General features: G+C 57.9%; 17 protein-coding genes. 5 read left to right on the top strand and 12 right to left on the bottom strand.

Going from position 1 to position 15993, the window contains the following annotated elements; all coding sequences use genetic code 11:
- Positions 1-84: 84 nt before the first annotated feature.
- Positions 85-1305, bottom strand: a complete 1221-nt coding sequence (locus CP97_RS06965; protein ID WP_048885347.1) for a trans-sulfuration enzyme family protein — start codon at positions 1303-1305, stop codon at positions 85-87.
- Between the two features lie 90 nt (positions 1306-1395).
- Here CP97_RS06965 and CP97_RS06960 point away from each other — a divergent pair, with 90 nt between their 5' ends.
- Positions 1396-2670: a glycosyltransferase family 39 protein gene (locus tag CP97_RS06960; RefSeq protein WP_048885346.1), complete on the top strand. Its 1275-nt coding sequence runs from the start codon at positions 1396-1398 to the stop codon at positions 2668-2670.
- A 67-nt stretch (positions 2671-2737) separates the two neighbouring features.
- Here the strand turns inward: CP97_RS06960 and CP97_RS06955 are convergent, their stop codons facing one another.
- From CP97_RS06955 to CP97_RS06920, 8 genes are all read right to left on the bottom strand, one after another.
- Positions 2738-3145 carry a hypothetical protein gene (locus CP97_RS06955; RefSeq protein ID WP_048885345.1) on the bottom strand — a complete coding sequence of 136 codons (408 nt, stop codon included), beginning with the start codon at positions 3143-3145 and terminating at the stop codon, positions 2738-2740.
- A gap of 80 nt (positions 3146-3225) precedes the next feature.
- A complete protein-coding gene (locus CP97_RS06950; protein ID WP_048885344.1) occupies positions 3226-3864 on the bottom strand; it encodes a cation efflux transmembrane domain-containing protein in 639 nt (212 codons plus the stop codon).
- Between the two features lie 88 nt (positions 3865-3952).
- Positions 3953-5119, bottom strand: a complete 1167-nt coding sequence (locus tag CP97_RS06945) for a glycosyltransferase family 2 protein (protein ID WP_082863760.1) — start codon at positions 5117-5119, stop codon at positions 3953-3955.
- A 50-nt stretch (positions 5120-5169) separates the two neighbouring features.
- Positions 5170-6243 carry a 3-isopropylmalate dehydrogenase gene (leuB, locus tag CP97_RS06940; RefSeq protein WP_048885343.1) on the bottom strand — a complete coding sequence of 358 codons (1074 nt, stop codon included), beginning with the start codon at positions 6241-6243 and terminating at the stop codon, positions 5170-5172.
- Position 6244: 1 nt separating this feature from the next.
- The gene (recO, locus tag CP97_RS06935) at positions 6245-6844 is read right to left on the bottom strand and encodes a DNA repair protein RecO (protein ID WP_048885342.1); all 600 of its coding nucleotides are present in this window, start codon (positions 6842-6844) and stop codon (positions 6245-6247) included.
- Between the two features lie 73 nt (positions 6845-6917).
- Positions 6918-7172 carry an accessory factor UbiK family protein gene (locus tag CP97_RS06930; RefSeq protein WP_048885341.1) on the bottom strand — a complete coding sequence of 85 codons (255 nt, stop codon included), beginning with the start codon at positions 7170-7172 and terminating at the stop codon, positions 6918-6920.
- Between the two features lie 37 nt (positions 7173-7209).
- A complete protein-coding gene (locus tag CP97_RS06925; protein ID WP_048886810.1) occupies positions 7210-7767 on the bottom strand; it encodes a TspO/MBR family protein in 558 nt (185 codons plus the stop codon).
- Positions 7768-7860: 93 nt separating this feature from the next.
- Complete coding sequence (locus tag CP97_RS06920) at positions 7861-8643, bottom strand: TlyA family RNA methyltransferase (protein ID WP_048885340.1); 783 nt, start codon at positions 8641-8643, stop codon at positions 7861-7863.
- Positions 8644-8736: 93 nt separating this feature from the next.
- On the opposite strand from CP97_RS06920, the gene CP97_RS06915 reads away from it, so the two are divergent.
- The 4 genes from CP97_RS06915 to CP97_RS06895 all read left to right on the top strand — a co-directional run bounded on the left by CP97_RS06915 (position 8737) and on the right by CP97_RS06895 (position 12474).
- Complete coding sequence (locus CP97_RS06915; protein WP_048885339.1) at positions 8737-9261, top strand: hypothetical protein; 525 nt, start codon at positions 8737-8739, stop codon at positions 9259-9261.
- The gene (locus CP97_RS06910; protein WP_048885338.1) at positions 9252-9812 is read left to right on the top strand and encodes a hypothetical protein; all 561 of its coding nucleotides are present in this window, start codon (positions 9252-9254) and stop codon (positions 9810-9812) included. Before CP97_RS06915 ends, CP97_RS06910 begins: the two co-directional genes overlap by 10 nt.
- A gap of 809 nt (positions 9813-10621) precedes the next feature.
- Positions 10622-11047 carry a MarR family winged helix-turn-helix transcriptional regulator gene (locus CP97_RS06905; protein ID WP_227819709.1) on the top strand — a complete coding sequence of 142 codons (426 nt, stop codon included), beginning with the start codon at positions 10622-10624 and terminating at the stop codon, positions 11045-11047.
- 350 nt (positions 11048-11397) lie between these two features.
- Positions 11398-12474 (top strand): branched-chain amino acid aminotransferase, encoded by a 1077-nt coding sequence (locus CP97_RS06895; RefSeq protein ID WP_048885335.1) that lies wholly within the window; start codon positions 11398-11400, stop codon positions 12472-12474.
- Positions 12475-12484: 10 nt separating this feature from the next.
- Here the strand turns inward: CP97_RS06895 and CP97_RS06890 are convergent, their stop codons facing one another.
- The 3 genes from CP97_RS06890 to CP97_RS06880 all read right to left on the bottom strand — a co-directional run bounded on the left by CP97_RS06890 (position 12485) and on the right by CP97_RS06880 (position 15900).
- Positions 12485-13111, bottom strand: a complete 627-nt coding sequence (locus CP97_RS06890) for a glutathione S-transferase (RefSeq protein ID WP_048885334.1) — start codon at positions 13109-13111, stop codon at positions 12485-12487.
- Positions 13104-14087: an oxygen-dependent tRNA uridine(34) hydroxylase TrhO gene (gene trhO / locus CP97_RS06885; RefSeq protein WP_048885333.1), complete on the bottom strand. Its 984-nt coding sequence runs from the start codon at positions 14085-14087 to the stop codon at positions 13104-13106. The genes CP97_RS06890 and trhO overlap by 8 nt, the downstream gene beginning before the upstream one ends.
- Positions 14088-14241: 154 nt before the next feature.
- Positions 14242-15900, bottom strand: coding sequence for a dipeptidyl-peptidase 3 family protein (locus CP97_RS06880; protein ID WP_053106576.1), 1659 nt, complete (start codon positions 15898-15900; stop codon positions 14242-14244).
- Between the last annotated feature and the right edge of the window lie 93 nt (positions 15901-15993).

The raw sequence follows: 15993 nt of genomic DNA, 5'->3' as shown, positions 1-15993 counted from the left end.
CCGCCATCATCCGGCGTCAATGTGCTCCCGTTAGACAAGTATCAAGAAGAGTCAGGCATCCGATTTCCCGAAAACCTCTCTCCATCAAATGCCTGTCTTGTCGAGTGCCTGTTCGAGGTCTTCGATCAGGTCCAGCGGATCTTCCAGCCCGACATTGATGCGCAACATGCCATCACCGATGCCGGCACTGGCACGGCCTTCAGGGCCCATATTATGATGGGTTGTGGTAGCAGGATGACAGACCAGCGTCTTGGAATCGCCGATATTGTTGGAGATGTCGATCAGTTCCAGCGCATTGCACAGGGCCATCCCCTTTTCACGCGCTGCATCGCCCTCGCCCGGTGCTTCAAACGCAAAAATCGGTCCCGCCGCGTTCATCTGCTTTTTCGCCAATGCATGTTGCGGATGGCTGGCAAGGCCCGGATGACGCACAGAGAGCCCCCGGTTTTCAAGGAAGGTTGCAATCTGCAGCGCGTTGGCGCTTTGCGTGGTTGCGCGCAGGGGCAAAGTTTCCAGGCCCTTCATCACTACCCATGCATTGAACGGCGCGCAGATCGGACCGGTATTGCGCTGGAACGGGCTGAGCTTTTCCTCAATCCATTCCTTGCTGCCACATACGGCGCCAGCCATCACGCGGCCTTGACCATCCATAAGCTTGGTAGCCGAATAGGCGACAATATCAGCGCCAAAATCCAGCGGCCGCTGAAGCGCTGGCGTGGCGAAAGCATTGTCCACCACAGTCTTGATATTCTTCGACCGGGCAAGACCACAGACGAATTCGAGATCCACAAGATCCATCGTCGGATTGGCCGGGGTTTCGAAAAAGAATACCTTGGTATTTGGCTGCACGGCAGCTTCCCAGGCGGCATTATCTGTCCCGTCAATCGCGGTGTGGGTAATGCCGAAACGATTGAGCACATTATCGAGGATCCAGCGGCACGATCCAAACGCTGCGCGTCCCGCGACCACGTGATCGCCTGCTGACAGCATGCATAGAAGCGAACTGGTCATCGCCGCCATGCCGCTTGCCTGCGCCAGACACGCTTCTGCCCCCTCCATCGCGGCGATGCGGCTTTGCAGCATATCAACAGTAGGATTGCGGAACCGCGAATATTGCATTCCGACTGCATCACCCGCGAAGCGCGCAGCGACTTCCTCTGCCGAATCGTAGCTATAGCCACTGGTGAGAAACAGCGCCTCGCTCGTTTCGCCATGTTCACTTCGCCATGTACCTGCACGCACTGCCTGTGTGGCAGGACGCCATTTGGACGTGATAGCAGGGTTTGATCCGGTCGTCTTTTTCATCGCAATCTCGTTTCCGGGCGCGGTTTAGGTGTCAGATGGGCTTTTGCCAATTGCCCTTGCGCACTTGCCCCGATATCGCTTGGCCCAAGCATGAGTCCTCCGCCCGATCAACCCCGCGATCCAATTGTCTGGAATATCATCATCGCGCTGGCCTTTGTTGGGCTGGCGCTGGTGCGGATAACCATTCCGACCGCCCCCTATTTTGATGAGGTGCATTACCTGCCCGCGGCGCGCGCTGTGCTGGATTTGCAATTTGCCATCAATATCGAACACCCGCCGCTCGGCAAGCAAGTTATCGCGCTGGGTATATTCCTGTTTGGCGACACGCCATTTGGCTGGCGCATACCCAGCCTTGCCTTTGGCACCTTGGCGCTGTTCGCCGTCATGCGCGCAGCGTGGTTTTCCAGCCGCACCCGCCTGGCGAGCATGCTGACGGGCCTTTTCGTAGCCACCAATTACTTTCTGTTTGTCCATGCGCGCGTCGCCATGCTGGATGTATTCATGGTCGGCTTGCTAATGCTGGCCCTATGGATGTTTGCTGGTGCCGTGCGCGAAAACGAGACGGGGCGCTGGCGGTTGGCGATTGCGGGTGTGGCGCTGGGGGGCGCGATGGCGGCGAAGTGGAATGCGATACCCGTCGCGATACTGCCGGGGCTGGCGTTCCTCATTGCCCGATTGGCGAGCGGACGGAGCAGGTTTCTGCTTTCGCGGCGCGGCTGGCCGGTCGCGGGAATACCATTGTGGGAAGCGGGTATCTGGCTGGGTCTGGTGCCACTCATCCTCTATGCGCTGACATATTGGCCGTTCCTGTTCTGGACAGTGCCTGCTGGTAATCACACCGGCCTGATCGATCTGCATTCCACCATGCTTGCGCTGCAAACACAGGTGCCCGAACCGCATCCTTATCAAAGTGTATGGTGGCAATGGATCGGGAACCAGCGGGCCATTTGGTATCTCTATGAATTTGCCGATGGCGCACAGCGCGGCATCATGTTGATCGGCAATCCGGTTACGATGTGGTTCGGTCTGATCGCGCTGCTCTGGTGCGCCTGGGCAGGTTGGCGCGAAAGGCGGATGGACTGTCTTGCTGTCGTGCTGCTTTATGGCGCCAGCCTGGCAATGTGGGTCGTGGCACCCAAGGCGGTGCAATTCTATTTCCACTATTTTCTTCCTGCCATGTTCCTTTCAGGGGCGATGGCGCTTGGCGTGGAGCGGTTGTGGCAAAAAGGAGAGCGGCTGGTGCCCTGGGCGCTTATCCTCGGGGCACTGGGCTTCTTTGTCTATTGGTATCCCATTCTCACTGCCGCCCCGCTAGATGATCCGCAAGATTTCCTCCACTGGGCGTGGACGCGCGGCTGGCAATAGCCTGCCACCGGGCGGTGACCTGACAGGCGATGGACCGCCACTTGGCGCACGCTGCCTGCAAGATTATTTACATGGTTCTGGGCCGCACAGTGATCTCAACACCATCTTTTGTCGCAGTGAACGAACCGTCTTCGCCGGGCGCAGATTCTTCCCAGCACATTGGTTCATCCTGATCGACATCGAGCGAATTTGTGAAGCATGTCTTTCCATCTACAACGCTCCAAGTGCCTTCTTCTAACACGTTGTCGTCTGCATCGACCGTCGAATGTGTGCCGTCGGGATTAAGCGTTGCGGTGGTGATGATCCCATCGGGACCAGTTACCTCATGGGTTCCGGGCAATGTGCCATTGGCGGTGGTCACTGCCGCGACATCTTCTTCAACCATCGCTTCTTCTTTAACCATCTGCGCTTCGGCAGCGTCATCGCTACAGGCGGCAAGCGCCAGTGGCGCTGCAAGCAACAGATATTTACGCATATCTCATCCCCTTCAGTTAGCGACCTCTTCAAAGCTATGTAGCACTGCGGTCGATTTGTGGGAAATCAGCCAATGCGCGTTCAGCGAGGATCGGTGCTTCGCGTACGCAAATGCGTGACTGATTCTTTCAGGACGCGCACCGCGGATCTCAGGATGATCGCCGCCATCAGACCACCGATCAATATGTCCGGCCAAGGGGAGGCAAAAGCAGCGACTGCGCCTGCTGCGGCAAGAACACCGACATTGTTGATCACGTCATTGCGAGAACATTCAAACGTGCTCGCCATGTTGATATCCTGCCCGCGAAAGCGCCACAGAAGCGCAAGACAGGCCAGATTTGCGGCCAATGCCATGGCACCGAATATCAGCATTAATGTCGATGAAGGCGGAACACCGCTGGTCAGCTTTATCGCCACATTCACCAGAATGGCAATGCCTAGCAAAAGGATCAAAACACCCTTGAACAGGGCTGCACGCGCTTTCCAGCGGTCCCCACGAGAAAGCGCGAAAAGGCTTACCGCATAAACCAGCGCATCGCCCAACATATCAGTCGCATCCGCCATAAGAGCGGCGGAGCCGGCGATCATACCCGCTGCAAACTCCACGCCGAACATGACCGCATTGATGACCAGCACCACAATCAGGACACGGCGCTGATCGGCCTGTGTCGCAAGTTGTTCAAGCTCGGAACCCTTGGATGAACAGCAATCGTCTGACATCGCCCTTAGATGATTGCTGCGGACAAATTCTGCAAGCCATACCGAAAGGCTGCGCCCAATGAAGCTGCTGCGGGCGATCAGCTAATGTCTAGCGGAAACGCCCCCAGACGAACCTGCTCGACAAGGCGTAATTCCAGACAGAGGCAATCACCACGCCGATCAGCGCCGCGCCCCACCAGATGAAGCCCTGATCCTCAAGAACGGTGGCCACCGCAACATTGGCAAATGCGCCGATCGAACATGCGCCGCAGAACTTGAGCCACCCCCAGAACAATCCGTCAGCCCCGTCCAGCTTCTTGTCACGATAGGTGAGAAGATTGTTGAGCCAGAAATTGAATGTCATCGCAACCATTGTGGCAATGGCCTGCGCCCAGCCGAACGCCACGCTTTGCGGCCAGTAGATTGCAGCCAGCACCGCCATGTGGACGATGACCCCTAGCCCGCCAACAAGGCCAAACAGCACAAAGCGCGTGGGTACGTAACGGCCGAAGTAGCGTTCCGCCAATCCTGCTATGAAATCGAGCACAACACCGTGATCCAACTTGCTGTCTCCGCTGAGGCGTTCTGCAAATTTCAACGGGAATTCCTTTACGATGAGACGCGGTTCGGCAGTCGCAAGAATGTCGAGCATGATCTTGAACCCTATGCCCGAAAGGTTTTCAGCCTGTTTACGCAGCTGATCGGTGCGCAGCAGGAAATATCCGCTCATCGCATCGGTCAATTCGGTGCCGGTCAATCGGCGAGCAAGCGCATTAGCGAGGCGCGATCCTTTTTCGCGGCCCTTGGATGAAAGGCCATCGGCATTGCCGCCAATGGCAAAGCGGCTGGCATAGGCAAGATCCGCCTCCCCCGATTTCACCGCTTCCAGCATTTCAACAAGCAGTGCCGGATCATGCTGGTGATCGGCATCCATCACCGCAACGAACGGTGCGGCGGTGGCGCACATGCCCTCTATCGCGGCGCTGGCAAGGCCGCGGCGGCCAATGCGCTGGATTACCCGGATACGGCTGTCGCCACGCCCGATACGTCGCGCTTCTTCGGCAGTGCCATCGTTTGAATTATCGTCGACGAATACAGCTTCCCAGCCAGTGGGGCCAAGCGCAGCCTCCAGGCGATTGACCATCGGCCTAATGTTGCCGCACTCGTTCAGCGTGGGCAGCACAATGGCCAGTTCCAGCGGGGCAGTGCGCTGCACCCCGGCAGGCGTGGCTGCCGTTTCCACCTGCTGGTGAAATTCATTCTGGCTCATGTCCATGCCCCCGCGTTACGGGCGATTGTTAACCATAAGGTTACCGCGCGCATTAACTACATGCGTTGCAGCACGGCATCGCCAATTTCAGCCGTGCCCGCGCTGCCACCCAGATCGCCGCCAAAAATACCGTCTTCCAGCGTTTTGGCCACGGCCTTTTCCACTCGCGCGGCATCATCCTCTCTGCCCAGCGAATGCCGCAGCAGCATGGCCAGCGACAGGATCATTGCAAGCGGATTGGCCTTGCCCTGCCCGGCAATATCAGGCGCGCTGCCGTGGATCGGCTCAAACAGGCCAAGGGTGCCGAATTCACCCTGCGTTTCCCCCATCGCTGCGCTGGCGAGCAGGCCGATGGAACCGACGCACATGCTTGCCTGATCGGATAGAATATCACCAAACAGATTGCCGGTAAGGATCACATCGAACTGACCGGGATCACGTACCAACTGCATGGCGGCATTATCGACATACATGTGGCTCAATTCCACATCGGGATATTCAACGGCGGTATCGATCACAACGTCGCGCCACAGCTGGCTGGTTTCAAGGACATTGGCCTTGTCGACGCTGCACATGCGGCCCTTGCCACCAGACTTCGCCCGACCCTGCGCAGCGCGGAAACCGACATGCGCGATGCGGCGCACCTCGTCTTCAGCATAAGACATGATGTCGAAACCCTGCCGCCTGCCATCATCCAATACGCGCGTGCCCTTGTCGCCGAAATATACGTCGCCATTCAATTCGCGCACTATCAACAAGTCGATGGCGCGGGCAACTTCGGGACGCAGGGCGGAAAGATCTTCAAGACCAGGAAACATGGTTGCCGGGCGCAGATTGGCGAACAGGCCCAATGCACTGCGCAGACCAAGGATCGCTTGTTCGGGGCGTAAATCACGTTCGAGCGAATCACATTCAGGATCGCCCACCGCGCCGAACAAAATAGCATCGGCCGCCTTCGCCATCTCCAGCGTATCCTGCGGCAAGGGATGGCCTTGGCGTTTATAGCCTACTCCGCCAACGTCTCCTTCGAACAGGACCAGCCCCGGCAGCGCCAATACATCGAGCACGCGGCGAGCCTGCTCCATGATTTCGGGACCGATGCCATCACCGGGAAAAAGTGCAATTTTCATGTCAGATCATCCGTCCGAGTAAATCTCTAAGGCGTTGACGCGCGGCCATAACGTCTCCGCGGCTATCGGCAAGCAAGTAGTGGTCGAGCGGCTCCACTAGATCGTCCATGACCTCTATAATCTGCGCAAGATCGCCCAAAGGCCGCTGCCCTGCCCCGCCATAGCCAAGTTCGCGCAGCAACAGCACTTCAAATCCCACCAGCGCCCCAGCCCAACCGCGCGCACTGGGGGCATGGCAGATGGCATCCAAGGTACCGCCCAGCGCATCGTAAAGCGAAGGATATGGCTGGCGTTCGGGCAGCGCCGTCGCGGAGAGCGCGCAGACCCAGGCAATCGCAGCGGCCGCCAAGGGCTCTCCCAGCCACGGGCCACGGCTTTGGACAAGTTCCACCTTGGCAAAAGGCAATTGGCTGTCCGATTTGGCGGAAAGCTGGACCTCCACCGCATTTCCGGGAATGACTACAGGTCGCAAATTCCGGCCGCGTCCGCCCGCGACATAGCCAGCAAGGAGGCCATATTCGCCGGTCAGAAAGCGCCCGATAACCGCGGTTTCACCATGTGGGCGAGCGGCAAGGAAAATGGCAGGGGCGCGGACGTGCATAAAGGTGCTGTCCTAATGCCGCCATGTCACAGAGCAAGAGCAGCCTGACCCTGACAACAGGGCTACTAGTCGATCAGAGCTTATCGGCCAGCTTCGCTTCAAGCGCGGCGAGCTTCGCTTCAAGTATTTCTACCTTTTCGCGCGCTATGCCTGCCATATCCTTCACCGCGTCAAATTCCTCGCGGCTGACAAAATCCAGGCCGCCCAGCGCCTCTGCCATGCGGGCGCGCGTCTGTTCACGTGCTTCACGCCCCATGCCCGCCAGAGTCCCGGCAGCGGAATTGGCGATTTTGACGAAGTCGGCGATGATCGGGTTTTCACTTTGCATGGTGTCTATGTGGTCCCTGTGTGCGCTGATCTCAAGATCAGAACTCATAGCTTTGTGCAGCGCCGTCTTCCACTGCCTCTGCCTGATCCGTTCCGGGATTAAGCTGGAGGAATTGCCAGTTAAGCGCAGTGGCAAAGATGATCCACGCCAGATAGGGCAGCATCAGCAATCCTGCTAATTTACGCACCCTGAAGAACAGCATGATCGTAATGATCGCCAGCACATCCAGTACTAGAATAACGGTAAATGCCAGCTGTATATCCTGCTTTCCGAAAAACACCGGCGACCATGCCAAATTAACTGCAAGATGGACAATGAAGGCCACGATGGCCCATCGCCGCGCAGTGGACCCCCATGCTGCGCACACAATCGCAAAGGCAAAACCCATCATTGCATAAAGGATGGACCAAACAATGCCGAAAGTGGCTGGCGGCGGGTAAATGCCCGGCTTGGCGAGCGATTGAAACCACTGGCTTTGTGCCGTTCCACCCAATTGCCCGGACAAAAATCCGAGCAGCATGACAGATGGCACGATGAACAGCGCCCAGCGAATCATACTGGCGCGCAATTGTCCTGGGGAAGCTAGACGGTTCATTCGTTCTCCGGAAGCATCGAATCGGTGCGCATCGGTTTTGGCGGCGTGGTAGCCATTGGGCAAGCATTCCGGCCGAGACTGTCCGTTTGCGGGTCAGTCAATATCGGCATCGATCTTGCCGCGAGAGGCGTTTACGAGGAATTCGACATTGCCCTCTGTACCGGTGATCGGGCTTTCCACCAGCCCGTCGACCCGCCATCCCCTCGCCTCTAGCCAGCCGGTCACTTCGTCGCACACGCGCTGATGTAGTGCCGGATTGCGCACGATGCCGCCCTTGCCGACCTCCGCCTTCGCAACTTCAAATTGCGGCTTGATCAACGCAATAACGCGGGCCTGTGGCGCGGCAAGCGCCAGTGGGACCTCCAGCACCTTGGCAAGGCCGATAAAGCTGGCATCGCACACCACCCAATTGCACGGCCTGTTGATCATATCGGGGGTCAGCGTACGGGCATTGGTCTGTTCAAGCACGGTGATGCGCGGGTCCTGACGCAGGCTCCACGCAAGCTGGTTGGTGCCCACATCCACGGCAAAAACATGCGTCGCGCCGTGGTGCAGCATCACCTGGGTGAAACCGCCAGTCGAACTGCCGATATCCATTGCCACTGCGCCAGAAGCATCCAGCGCGAAATGCTCGATAGCATGGGCCAGTTTCACACCGCCGCGCCCAACCCAGGGGTGATCACGTCCGCGCACTTCGACCACCCAGTTTTCGGGCACTTGGTGTCCAGGCTTGTCAATACGGGTGAGCTTTCCCGATGGACCGGCAAAGACCAGCCCCGCCATCACCAGCGCCTGCGCTCGCGTGCGGCTTTCCGCCTCGCCGCGCGATGCGAGCAGTTGATCGATACGGGTGCGGGAAGGCTTGCGCTCGGCCATGGGCACCGCGATAGAAGGCCGGAACCGGCAGTGCCAGTGGCTTGTTGCCGGAACAGACGTTTTTCGTTGCAATCTGATGAGGTCTGACATTCCATGAAAATGCCCAGCCTGACATGTGCCCTTCTTTGCATTGTGCTGTTAACAGGCTGCGATGCCAGCGAAGAGACCGAACCGGTCGCAAAGCAACCCGCTGCCGTCCAGACCCCAACCCCCGTGGCAACTGCCGCCGCCGATGGCACCTCGCTGGCACCGGGCACGTGGGATATAACTGAGGATGCCTATGGCGCGCAGGCGAAATTCGGCGTGTCTCCTAGCCAAAACTCGATCATCATCAGCTGTAAGAGCTCAGTCGATGCACTGACGATTTCCATCCGATCCGATTCCGTCGCATCTGAGGCATGGCGTCTCGATGCAGGCGGAGAAGCAGCACGGATCGATCTGCAAACCGACGGCAATCCCGATTTCCCCTATATGGTCGCGCAGATCGATCAGGGCCTCGGCATCATCCACGCACTGGGTGAGCAAGGCCAAGTATTCACACTCACATCACCGCAGGGCGAACGGCTCCAGTTCCCTTCGCACCCAGGTATTCGCAGGGTTATTTCCGCATGCAATTAAATCGTTTCCGCCTGTTCACAACCAGCAGCGCCATCATTGGCGCAATGTCCTTGGCTGCGTGCGTTCCGCCTTCGCCGCAGCCGACACCTGCCCCTACACCAGCACCTCCGCCTGTTTCTACCGCGCAGCCCGTTCCGCCGCAGGTCATCACGCCAAGTTTCGACGATTGGTTGGACGCTCCACAAACGACGGGTGACTGGCGTTATTCGGCGCCCAGCGGCGTGCCCATGGCACAGTTCGGGCCGATGGGCAGCACGGCACTGTTTTCCATGCGCTGTGATCAGGCAAGCCGCTCTGTTGCGATATCGCGTAGCAGCAGCGCGCAATCCGCACTCACGATGCGTATACGTACCGAAACGGCGGACAAGGATCTGACCGCTGGCCCACAAGCGGGATCGGTCGTGACTGCGCAATTGTCTGCAGAGGATGCTTTTCTTGACGCGATGGCGCTTTCCAAGGGCCGTTTTGCGATAGAGCTGCCCGGTGAAAGCACCCTTTATCTACCGGCGTGGCCGGAAGTTTCACGCGTGATAGAGGAATGCCGGCGCTGACGCAGGGTTCTGTCGTACTCCCGGTAACTTAGGGTCATGCGACAAGAGGCAGGTATTGTGACTGTGAAAAAGAAAAATACAAGGCTTGTTTTAATTGGCTTAGCGATTCACAAAGGGCTCCAAGACCAGCAGTAAAGGCAGGTCTTGGAACCCCGGTGAAGCGGCGGTTCCTGGCTCTCATAGCGCGAAAGGAGGTGATCCGATGTCTCATGGTTCAGCAGGGAGGTCGGTGATGACCCGTGCGGAGCATATTCGGTAATTTCCAACGCGCCGAGTAAGGCTACGTGGGCGGTCTAACTGACCGCTGACCATGATAAGGGCGGTCACTGCTGAGGCAGGGCCGCCCTTCTCATATCTGGCGTCGGCGGCTGGTTTCGTCTGCGGTTTCTAACGTAAGCTCAGGCCGCCTGGAGGGAGATCCACCCAATCCGAGCGAGGATCTGGAAGTTGGGCGATTTGGAGATTGTTCGCTTCATATGGTTGAATTACGATTCCAGACCTGTTCGAGCTTGACCGGGGTTGGTTTGACGATATGGTTGCCATGCTAACCAAAGAAGCTCATGTGGCTGGTCTGTTGAATATAAACGCATCGTTCAAACCGCACCGGGAGCGCGAAGACCGATGACGGAAGTCTGCATCTTTACGAGCAATGGCGCTGAGGCGGCCCAAGCTGCGTATCAGGATCAGCCTGCCACCAAATCGGCACTTCGGGCTTACGAGAAACTATTTGGCCGAGGAGCCGCAATTCATCCCTCTAAGACTGGTTTGCCTAGCTGATGTTTTTTCTCAAAGACTTGCCTAGCCAGCGAATGGTCAGAGGTTATGCGGACCGCTTCGGTAATGTTGATCCCGCCAAAGTGTTCGAAGCGTTAGAACACATGCGCGCCGCCAGCATTCTCATACGCGAAATCGACACCTATTTTATGACGCATGACCTGTCGCAGCTTCGGTTTCTGACCCTTATCCTCATTGATCGAGAGCCTGAGCGCACGTCTCTTGCGGCCAGCGAAATAGCCGACAGGCTCGATGTCTCTCGACCGGTGGTTACGCGAACGCTGCAAAGCCTGGAACTTGCCGGACTGGTCAATGTCGTCAGCAGTGAGAACGACGCCCGATCAAAGGAAATATCCCTCACACAATTGGGACACGGTAAACTCAATGAAGTTCTGCCGGGCTATTTTGCAATCCTTCACGCCTCAAGGTCAGAGAGAGGGGCTTGGCAATGCGCGTCGTGATGCTGCGGACCCTCCTCGTCTGGTTTATAGTCTGGCCATTGGCCACAGGTATGCTTGTATTGCTTGCCGCATTTGCACGCGATCTCGCACTAGGTTTTCAGACATTCATCCTTACAGCAATTCTCGTCCCGCTCATCAGTCTGGTGCTTGCTCCGAACATGCATAGACTGGCAATGTTCCTGATGAGGAAAAAGATATGACAAGCCGATTTGAACGCGGCCTGGAAAATCTAACGGACCACATGCCCTGAACCTGTGTCGTTAGCGGCCATTCAACCCCGCTCCTTAAACACACCCTCTTGCCTCCCACACCTCTGCCGCCTAATCGGCGCCCAAGGAGTGAGCACGCACATGGAATTTACCCGCCTTCCCCATTCTGCCCCGGTACCCGGTGCCACGCGCGATCAGGCGATTGCCGATCCGGGGTTCGGCACGGTCTTTACCGATCACATGATCTCGATCGATTACGATGCGGGCAAGGGCTGGCACTCGCCTACACTCGGCCCGAGAGAGCCGATTCTGCTCGATCCTGCCGCTAGCGTGCTGCATTATGCGCAGGAAATCTTCGAAGGCATGAAAGCGTATCGGCTGGAAGACGGCACGATGGCGCTGTTCCGCCCCGATGCGAATGCCAAGAGGTTTAATAAGTCTGCAGCGCGTCTCGCCATGCCGGAACTGCCGGAAGATGTGTTTATCGAGTCGGTACGCCAAGTAGTAAAAGCCGATGCCGACTGGTTTCCTTCGGTGGGAGGCGGCTCGCTTTATATCCGCCCCTTTATGTTCGCCAATGAACATTTCCTCGGCGTGCGTCCGGCGACAAAATACAAATTTCTTGTGATCCTTTCACCCGCAGGAAATTACTTCAAATCCGGCGCGCCGGCGGTATCCGTGTGGGTCAGCGATTTTACCCGCGCCGCGCCCGGGGGCACGGGTGAAGCGAAATGCGGTGGCAATTATGCAGCCAGCCTAGTCCCCACGGGCGAGGCATTTGCAAAGGGCCACGATCAGGTCGTGTTCCTTGATGCTGCAGAGCATAAGTGGATTGAAGAGCTCGGCGGTATGAACTTGTTCTTCGTATTCGATGATGATTCGGTCATCACTCCGCCATTACGCGGCACGATCCTGCCGGGTATCACGCGCGATTCGATCATTACCCTCGCCCGCGAACAGGGCCTCGACATGCGTGAGGAAATGTATTCGATCGACCAGTGGCGCGATGATGCCGCGAGCGGGAGACTGGTCGAAACCTTCGCCTGCGGAACGGCAGCGGTAGTGACGGCGGTTGGCAAGGTTGCTGGACGCGATGGGGAGTTCACCATCGGCAGCGGTGGACCGGGGCATTTGACCAGCACCCTGCGCGAAAAGCTTGTCGGCATTCAGCGCGGCAGCGTCGAAGACACGCACGGTTGGGTGACGCGGCTGGATTAGAGCGGCTGGGTCAAAGCGCCAAGGCAATCGGCGCATCGCCCGATTGCCATGGCTTTTCTCGCTGCATCACGGTCTTGAACAGATCGGATTCCAGGTGATCGGCCAGCCATTGCTTCACGCGTGGAAGATCGACCTTGCCCCACCATTCGCGGTCGGTCGCGGCGAATTGGCGGACGAATGGCATGATTGCCGCATCGGCCAACCCGCGCGTTTCGCCGCATAGCTGGGCGCCCTTCTCCAACCGCGCTTCGAGTTCGCGCAGGTATTTCACGCCCGCTTCGCGGTGAGCCACCGGGTCGCTGTCATGGCGATCGGGATATTTATAGCGATCGAGAGCGTGTTTGAACGGCCCGTCATTGGCGGCGATCAACTCCGCATCATCGCGTTCCAGCCAGCCCTCGGGATCGGTATGGCCCAGCGCCCAGCGCATGATGTCGATGCTCTGATCCAGCACGGTGCCATCGCCGTGAACCAGCACCGGAACGGTGGCCTTGGGAGAGGCATCGCGCATCGCCTGCGGCTTGTCCGACAGTTTCACCTCGCGCAATTCGCACCGCGTTCCACTGACGACCAGCGCCATGCGGGCGCGCATCGCGTAGGGGCAGCGGCGAAAACTGTAGAGCACGCGGTCAGACATCGTCGGTTTTTTTCTTCTTGGTCAGCACCGCGCCCACATGTTCACGGCCCTGCTGCCTTGCAAGCACTTGCTGCTTTTGCCGCTCACGATAGGATTCGCGCTGCTGCTCGGTCCGCTGATCGTGGCAGGCGGGACAACTGACCCCTGCTTCGTAAAGCGGGCTTGCAAGGTCTTCGGCGCTGACCGGCAGGCGGCAGGCGTGGCAGAGCCCATAGCTGCCCTGTGTCAGCCCATGGCCAACACTCACCCGCTGATCGAAAACGAAACATTCGCCGCGCCACAGGCTCATTTCTTCAGGCACGGTTTCCAGATATTTGAGAATGCCGCCCTTCAAGTGAAACACTTCGTCCACGCCTTCGCTGGCGAGGAAGGCGGTCGATTTTTCACAGCGAATGCCGCCGGTGCAATACATTGCGACCTTGGGCGCCGTGCCGTCATTCTTAGCCAGCAACCGCTCTCGCTCTGCCTGGAACCATTCGGGGAAATCGCTGAACGTCGGCGTTTTCGGATTCACGGCACCTTCGAACTGACCGACAGCGACCTCATAATCATTCCGCGTGTCGATCACGATAGTGCCAGGGTCGGATATCAGATCATTCCAGTCCTGCGGATCGACATAGGTGCCTGCATTGTTTACCGGATCGAGCGCTGACTGCCCCATCGTCACAATTTCCGGCTTCACCCGCACCTTCATGCGGTGGAACGGCATTTTCTCGGCGCTTGAAAATTTCACCTCGATATCGGAGCAATCGGGCAAAGTACGGATGTGATCGAGCACTGCGGCGATGCCCTCATGCGACCCCGCTATTGTGCCATTGATACCCTCATGGGCGAGCAGCAAGGTGCCGCGAATGGCATTGTCTTCGCAAAGCTTCTGGAGCGGCGCGCGCAAGCTTTCCGGGTCGGAGAAGGACGCGAAACGGTAGAGCGCTGCGACGCTGAATGGAGAATTGTGGGTTGGCGACAGGCTTTTCATGCATAGCCCTGTAACGAGAGGTGCAGGACGGGGCCAGCCTTCGTATAGTGATCATCCGCCTTCGCGGCCTTTCCACCATCACCTGAGAGAAACGGAAGTTCTACGGTCTATGCTAATGCGGCAGCAAGGTGTCGGCCAAAAAATTGCATCTCCTTCAAATCTCATCCGGATAAAGCGGGCGAATATCCACCGGAATGCTGGCCATCCCCGCAATCGCGGCCTCGGCGTGCTCGTCCAAATGCGCATGTTGCTCGAAGAACGCGACTGTACCGTCATAGTCGCCAGTTGCTTGCAACATCAGTTCGGTACGCAGCAGTTCTGTCAAGCCGCTCTCCAGCTTTGCCTCGTCGATCACGAAGTGGTCTGCATCGGCGTCCCAGGCGAAGGCGCCATAGTCGAGCAGGAAGCCATATTGTGCCGCTGCACCCTTGCCGTGGGCTTCTTCGATGCCGAAGCGCATGGAGCGGAACAGGCCGGCGAAATAGGTCGCTAGCAGTTCGCTCTTCTCGGCTGCGGGCAATTCACCACGTTCCATCATGTAGATGAGGTTGTAAATGCCCATGACATCGGCCTTGCTCTCTTCCAGCGCGGAATATTGCTCACGCAATTCTTCCTGCACCGTGGTCTCACGGCCCTCTACAGTAATGCTACCAGGGCCGAGCGAGTGCGACAATTCGTGGAACAGGGTGAACAATTGCATGTAGCGGCGGCTAACCAGCGCCGCCTGTTCTTCCGCCAGCACGATATCGGCTATCGGATCGAGAATCATGTCGAACTTCGCGCCCAGCACATTGGACAGGATCACTTTCTTCGCGCCTTTGGCTTCGCGCACCCGTTCGTCATTTGGCAGGTTGAAGGCGATTGTTTGCACGCCGGGTACATTATCGCCGCCGCCATGGATCTGATCCGCGACCGCAATCGGGCTTTCAAAACCGCGCGCGAAATTGTGATATTGCGAATCGATGGGGAGGTTACCCTCCATGTCACGCAAATAGCCGACATACCGATCAAGCGCGGCGCTTTCAGCAGGGTTTTTCAACGTTACGAAGCTTTCGAACGCTGTCTTTGTGCCATAGAGGCGGTCAGTATAGACTTCATACGGCCCAATGGCGATTTCGATGGGCGTGTCCTCCAGGTCCATCCACGCCATTTCGCTTTCGTAATAATCGTCTGAAAGGAAGCTGTCAGCGCGCAAGGTGAGGAAGCGCTTCAGACTGGCATTGGTGGTGATTCCCGCAGCTTCGCGCAGCAGTTCTGCAGCCGGCTCGAGGAATTCTGCATAAGCCTCGCTATAGGGAATAGCGGTGAAGGTTTCGCCGTCGCGTCGCACAATTGTATAAGGACTCATCAAGGCGTTGCGCTGGTCGGGATAGGCTTCGAGATAGGCGTCAAATTCTTCGCGGGTCAGATCAGCCGGATAGAAGCCCGCACCCTCGGGCCATTCGGTGTCGCCGTAGAAGGGGTGGTTATCCGCCACGCTGTCCCATGGGCCGAAATGACGATCAAACATGTCAAGTGTGTCAGCATCGCCGCTGGCCTCGATCTCCGCACGCATTTCGGGTAGATCCGCGCCGCGCTGGCGCAGGTAAATCTCGTCCATATACCCGCTGGCTTCGATCAGCAGATTGACCACCTGGCGTTCTTCATTGGAGAGGTAGGACGTCTCCGGCGCCATATCGACATCGGCAATCGTCGCGCGGCTGGCCGACATGTCATACCCCTGTGCGGAGGCCTCCTGTGCCGCAGGCGTGCAAGCGGAGATCAGGGCAATTGGCGCAGTGGCAAGCATCAGAATGGCAAGGGCGCGACGCATGGGACAATCCTCGAATAAAAAAGGTTACGACTGTGACCGGATAGACGAGCGTCGGGGCGAAGTCACGCCTGCCCGTCCTCCCCGGCTACTGCC

This window comes from Aurantiacibacter atlanticus, from assembly GCF_001077815.2.
In the GTDB taxonomy this organism is placed as follows: Bacteria; Pseudomonadota; Alphaproteobacteria; order Sphingomonadales; family Sphingomonadaceae; genus Alteraurantiacibacter; species Alteraurantiacibacter atlanticus.
Note: the sequence above shows the minus strand (reverse complement) of the source record. Positions and strands in the feature narration are given on the sequence as shown.

Excerpts from the sequence above, each read along its gene's own strand:
- CP97_RS06960 (WP_048885346.1), top strand. The coding sequence starts at position 1,396 with ATGAGTCCTCCGCCCGATCAACCCCGCGATCCAATTGTCTGGAATATC.
- trhO (WP_048885333.1), bottom strand. The coding sequence starts at position 14,087 with ATGAAAAGCCTGTCGCCAACCCACAATTCTCCATTCAGCGTCGCAGCG.
- CP97_RS06920 (WP_048885340.1), bottom strand. The coding sequence starts at position 8,643 with ATGGCCGAGCGCAAGCCTTCCCGCACCCGTATCGATCAACTGCTCGCA.
- CP97_RS06945 (WP_082863760.1), bottom strand. The coding sequence starts at position 5,119 with ATGGACATGAGCCAGAATGAATTTCACCAGCAGGTGGAAACGGCAGCC.
- recO (WP_048885342.1), bottom strand. The coding sequence starts at position 6,844 with ATGCACGTCCGCGCCCCTGCCATTTTCCTTGCCGCTCGCCCACATGGT.
- CP97_RS06930 (WP_048885341.1), bottom strand. The coding sequence starts at position 7,172 with ATGCAAAGTGAAAACCCGATCATCGCCGACTTCGTCAAAATCGCCAAT.
- CP97_RS06890 (WP_048885334.1), bottom strand. The coding sequence starts at position 13,111 with ATGTCTGACCGCGTGCTCTACAGTTTTCGCCGCTGCCCCTACGCGATG.
- CP97_RS06905 (WP_227819709.1), top strand. The coding sequence starts at position 10,622 with ATGGTCAGAGGTTATGCGGACCGCTTCGGTAATGTTGATCCCGCCAAA.
- CP97_RS06915 (WP_048885339.1), top strand. The coding sequence starts at position 8,737 with ATGAAAATGCCCAGCCTGACATGTGCCCTTCTTTGCATTGTGCTGTTA.
- CP97_RS06910 (WP_048885338.1), top strand. The coding sequence starts at position 9,252 with ATGCAATTAAATCGTTTCCGCCTGTTCACAACCAGCAGCGCCATCATT.
- CP97_RS06955 (WP_048885345.1), bottom strand. The coding sequence starts at position 3,145 with ATGCGTAAATATCTGTTGCTTGCAGCGCCACTGGCGCTTGCCGCCTGT.
- CP97_RS06925 (WP_048886810.1), bottom strand. The coding sequence starts at position 7,767 with ATGAACCGTCTAGCTTCCCCAGGACAATTGCGCGCCAGTATGATTCGC.
- CP97_RS06950 (WP_048885344.1), bottom strand. The coding sequence starts at position 3,864 with ATGTCAGACGATTGCTGTTCATCCAAGGGTTCCGAGCTTGAACAACTT.
- CP97_RS06880 (WP_053106576.1), bottom strand. The coding sequence starts at position 15,900 with ATGCGTCGCGCCCTTGCCATTCTGATGCTTGCCACTGCGCCAATTGCC.
- CP97_RS06965 (WP_048885347.1), bottom strand. The coding sequence starts at position 1,305 with ATGAAAAAGACGACCGGATCAAACCCTGCTATCACGTCCAAATGGCGT.
- CP97_RS06895 (WP_048885335.1), top strand. The coding sequence starts at position 11,398 with ATGGAATTTACCCGCCTTCCCCATTCTGCCCCGGTACCCGGTGCCACG.
- leuB (WP_048885343.1), bottom strand. The coding sequence starts at position 6,243 with ATGAAAATTGCACTTTTTCCCGGTGATGGCATCGGTCCCGAAATCATG.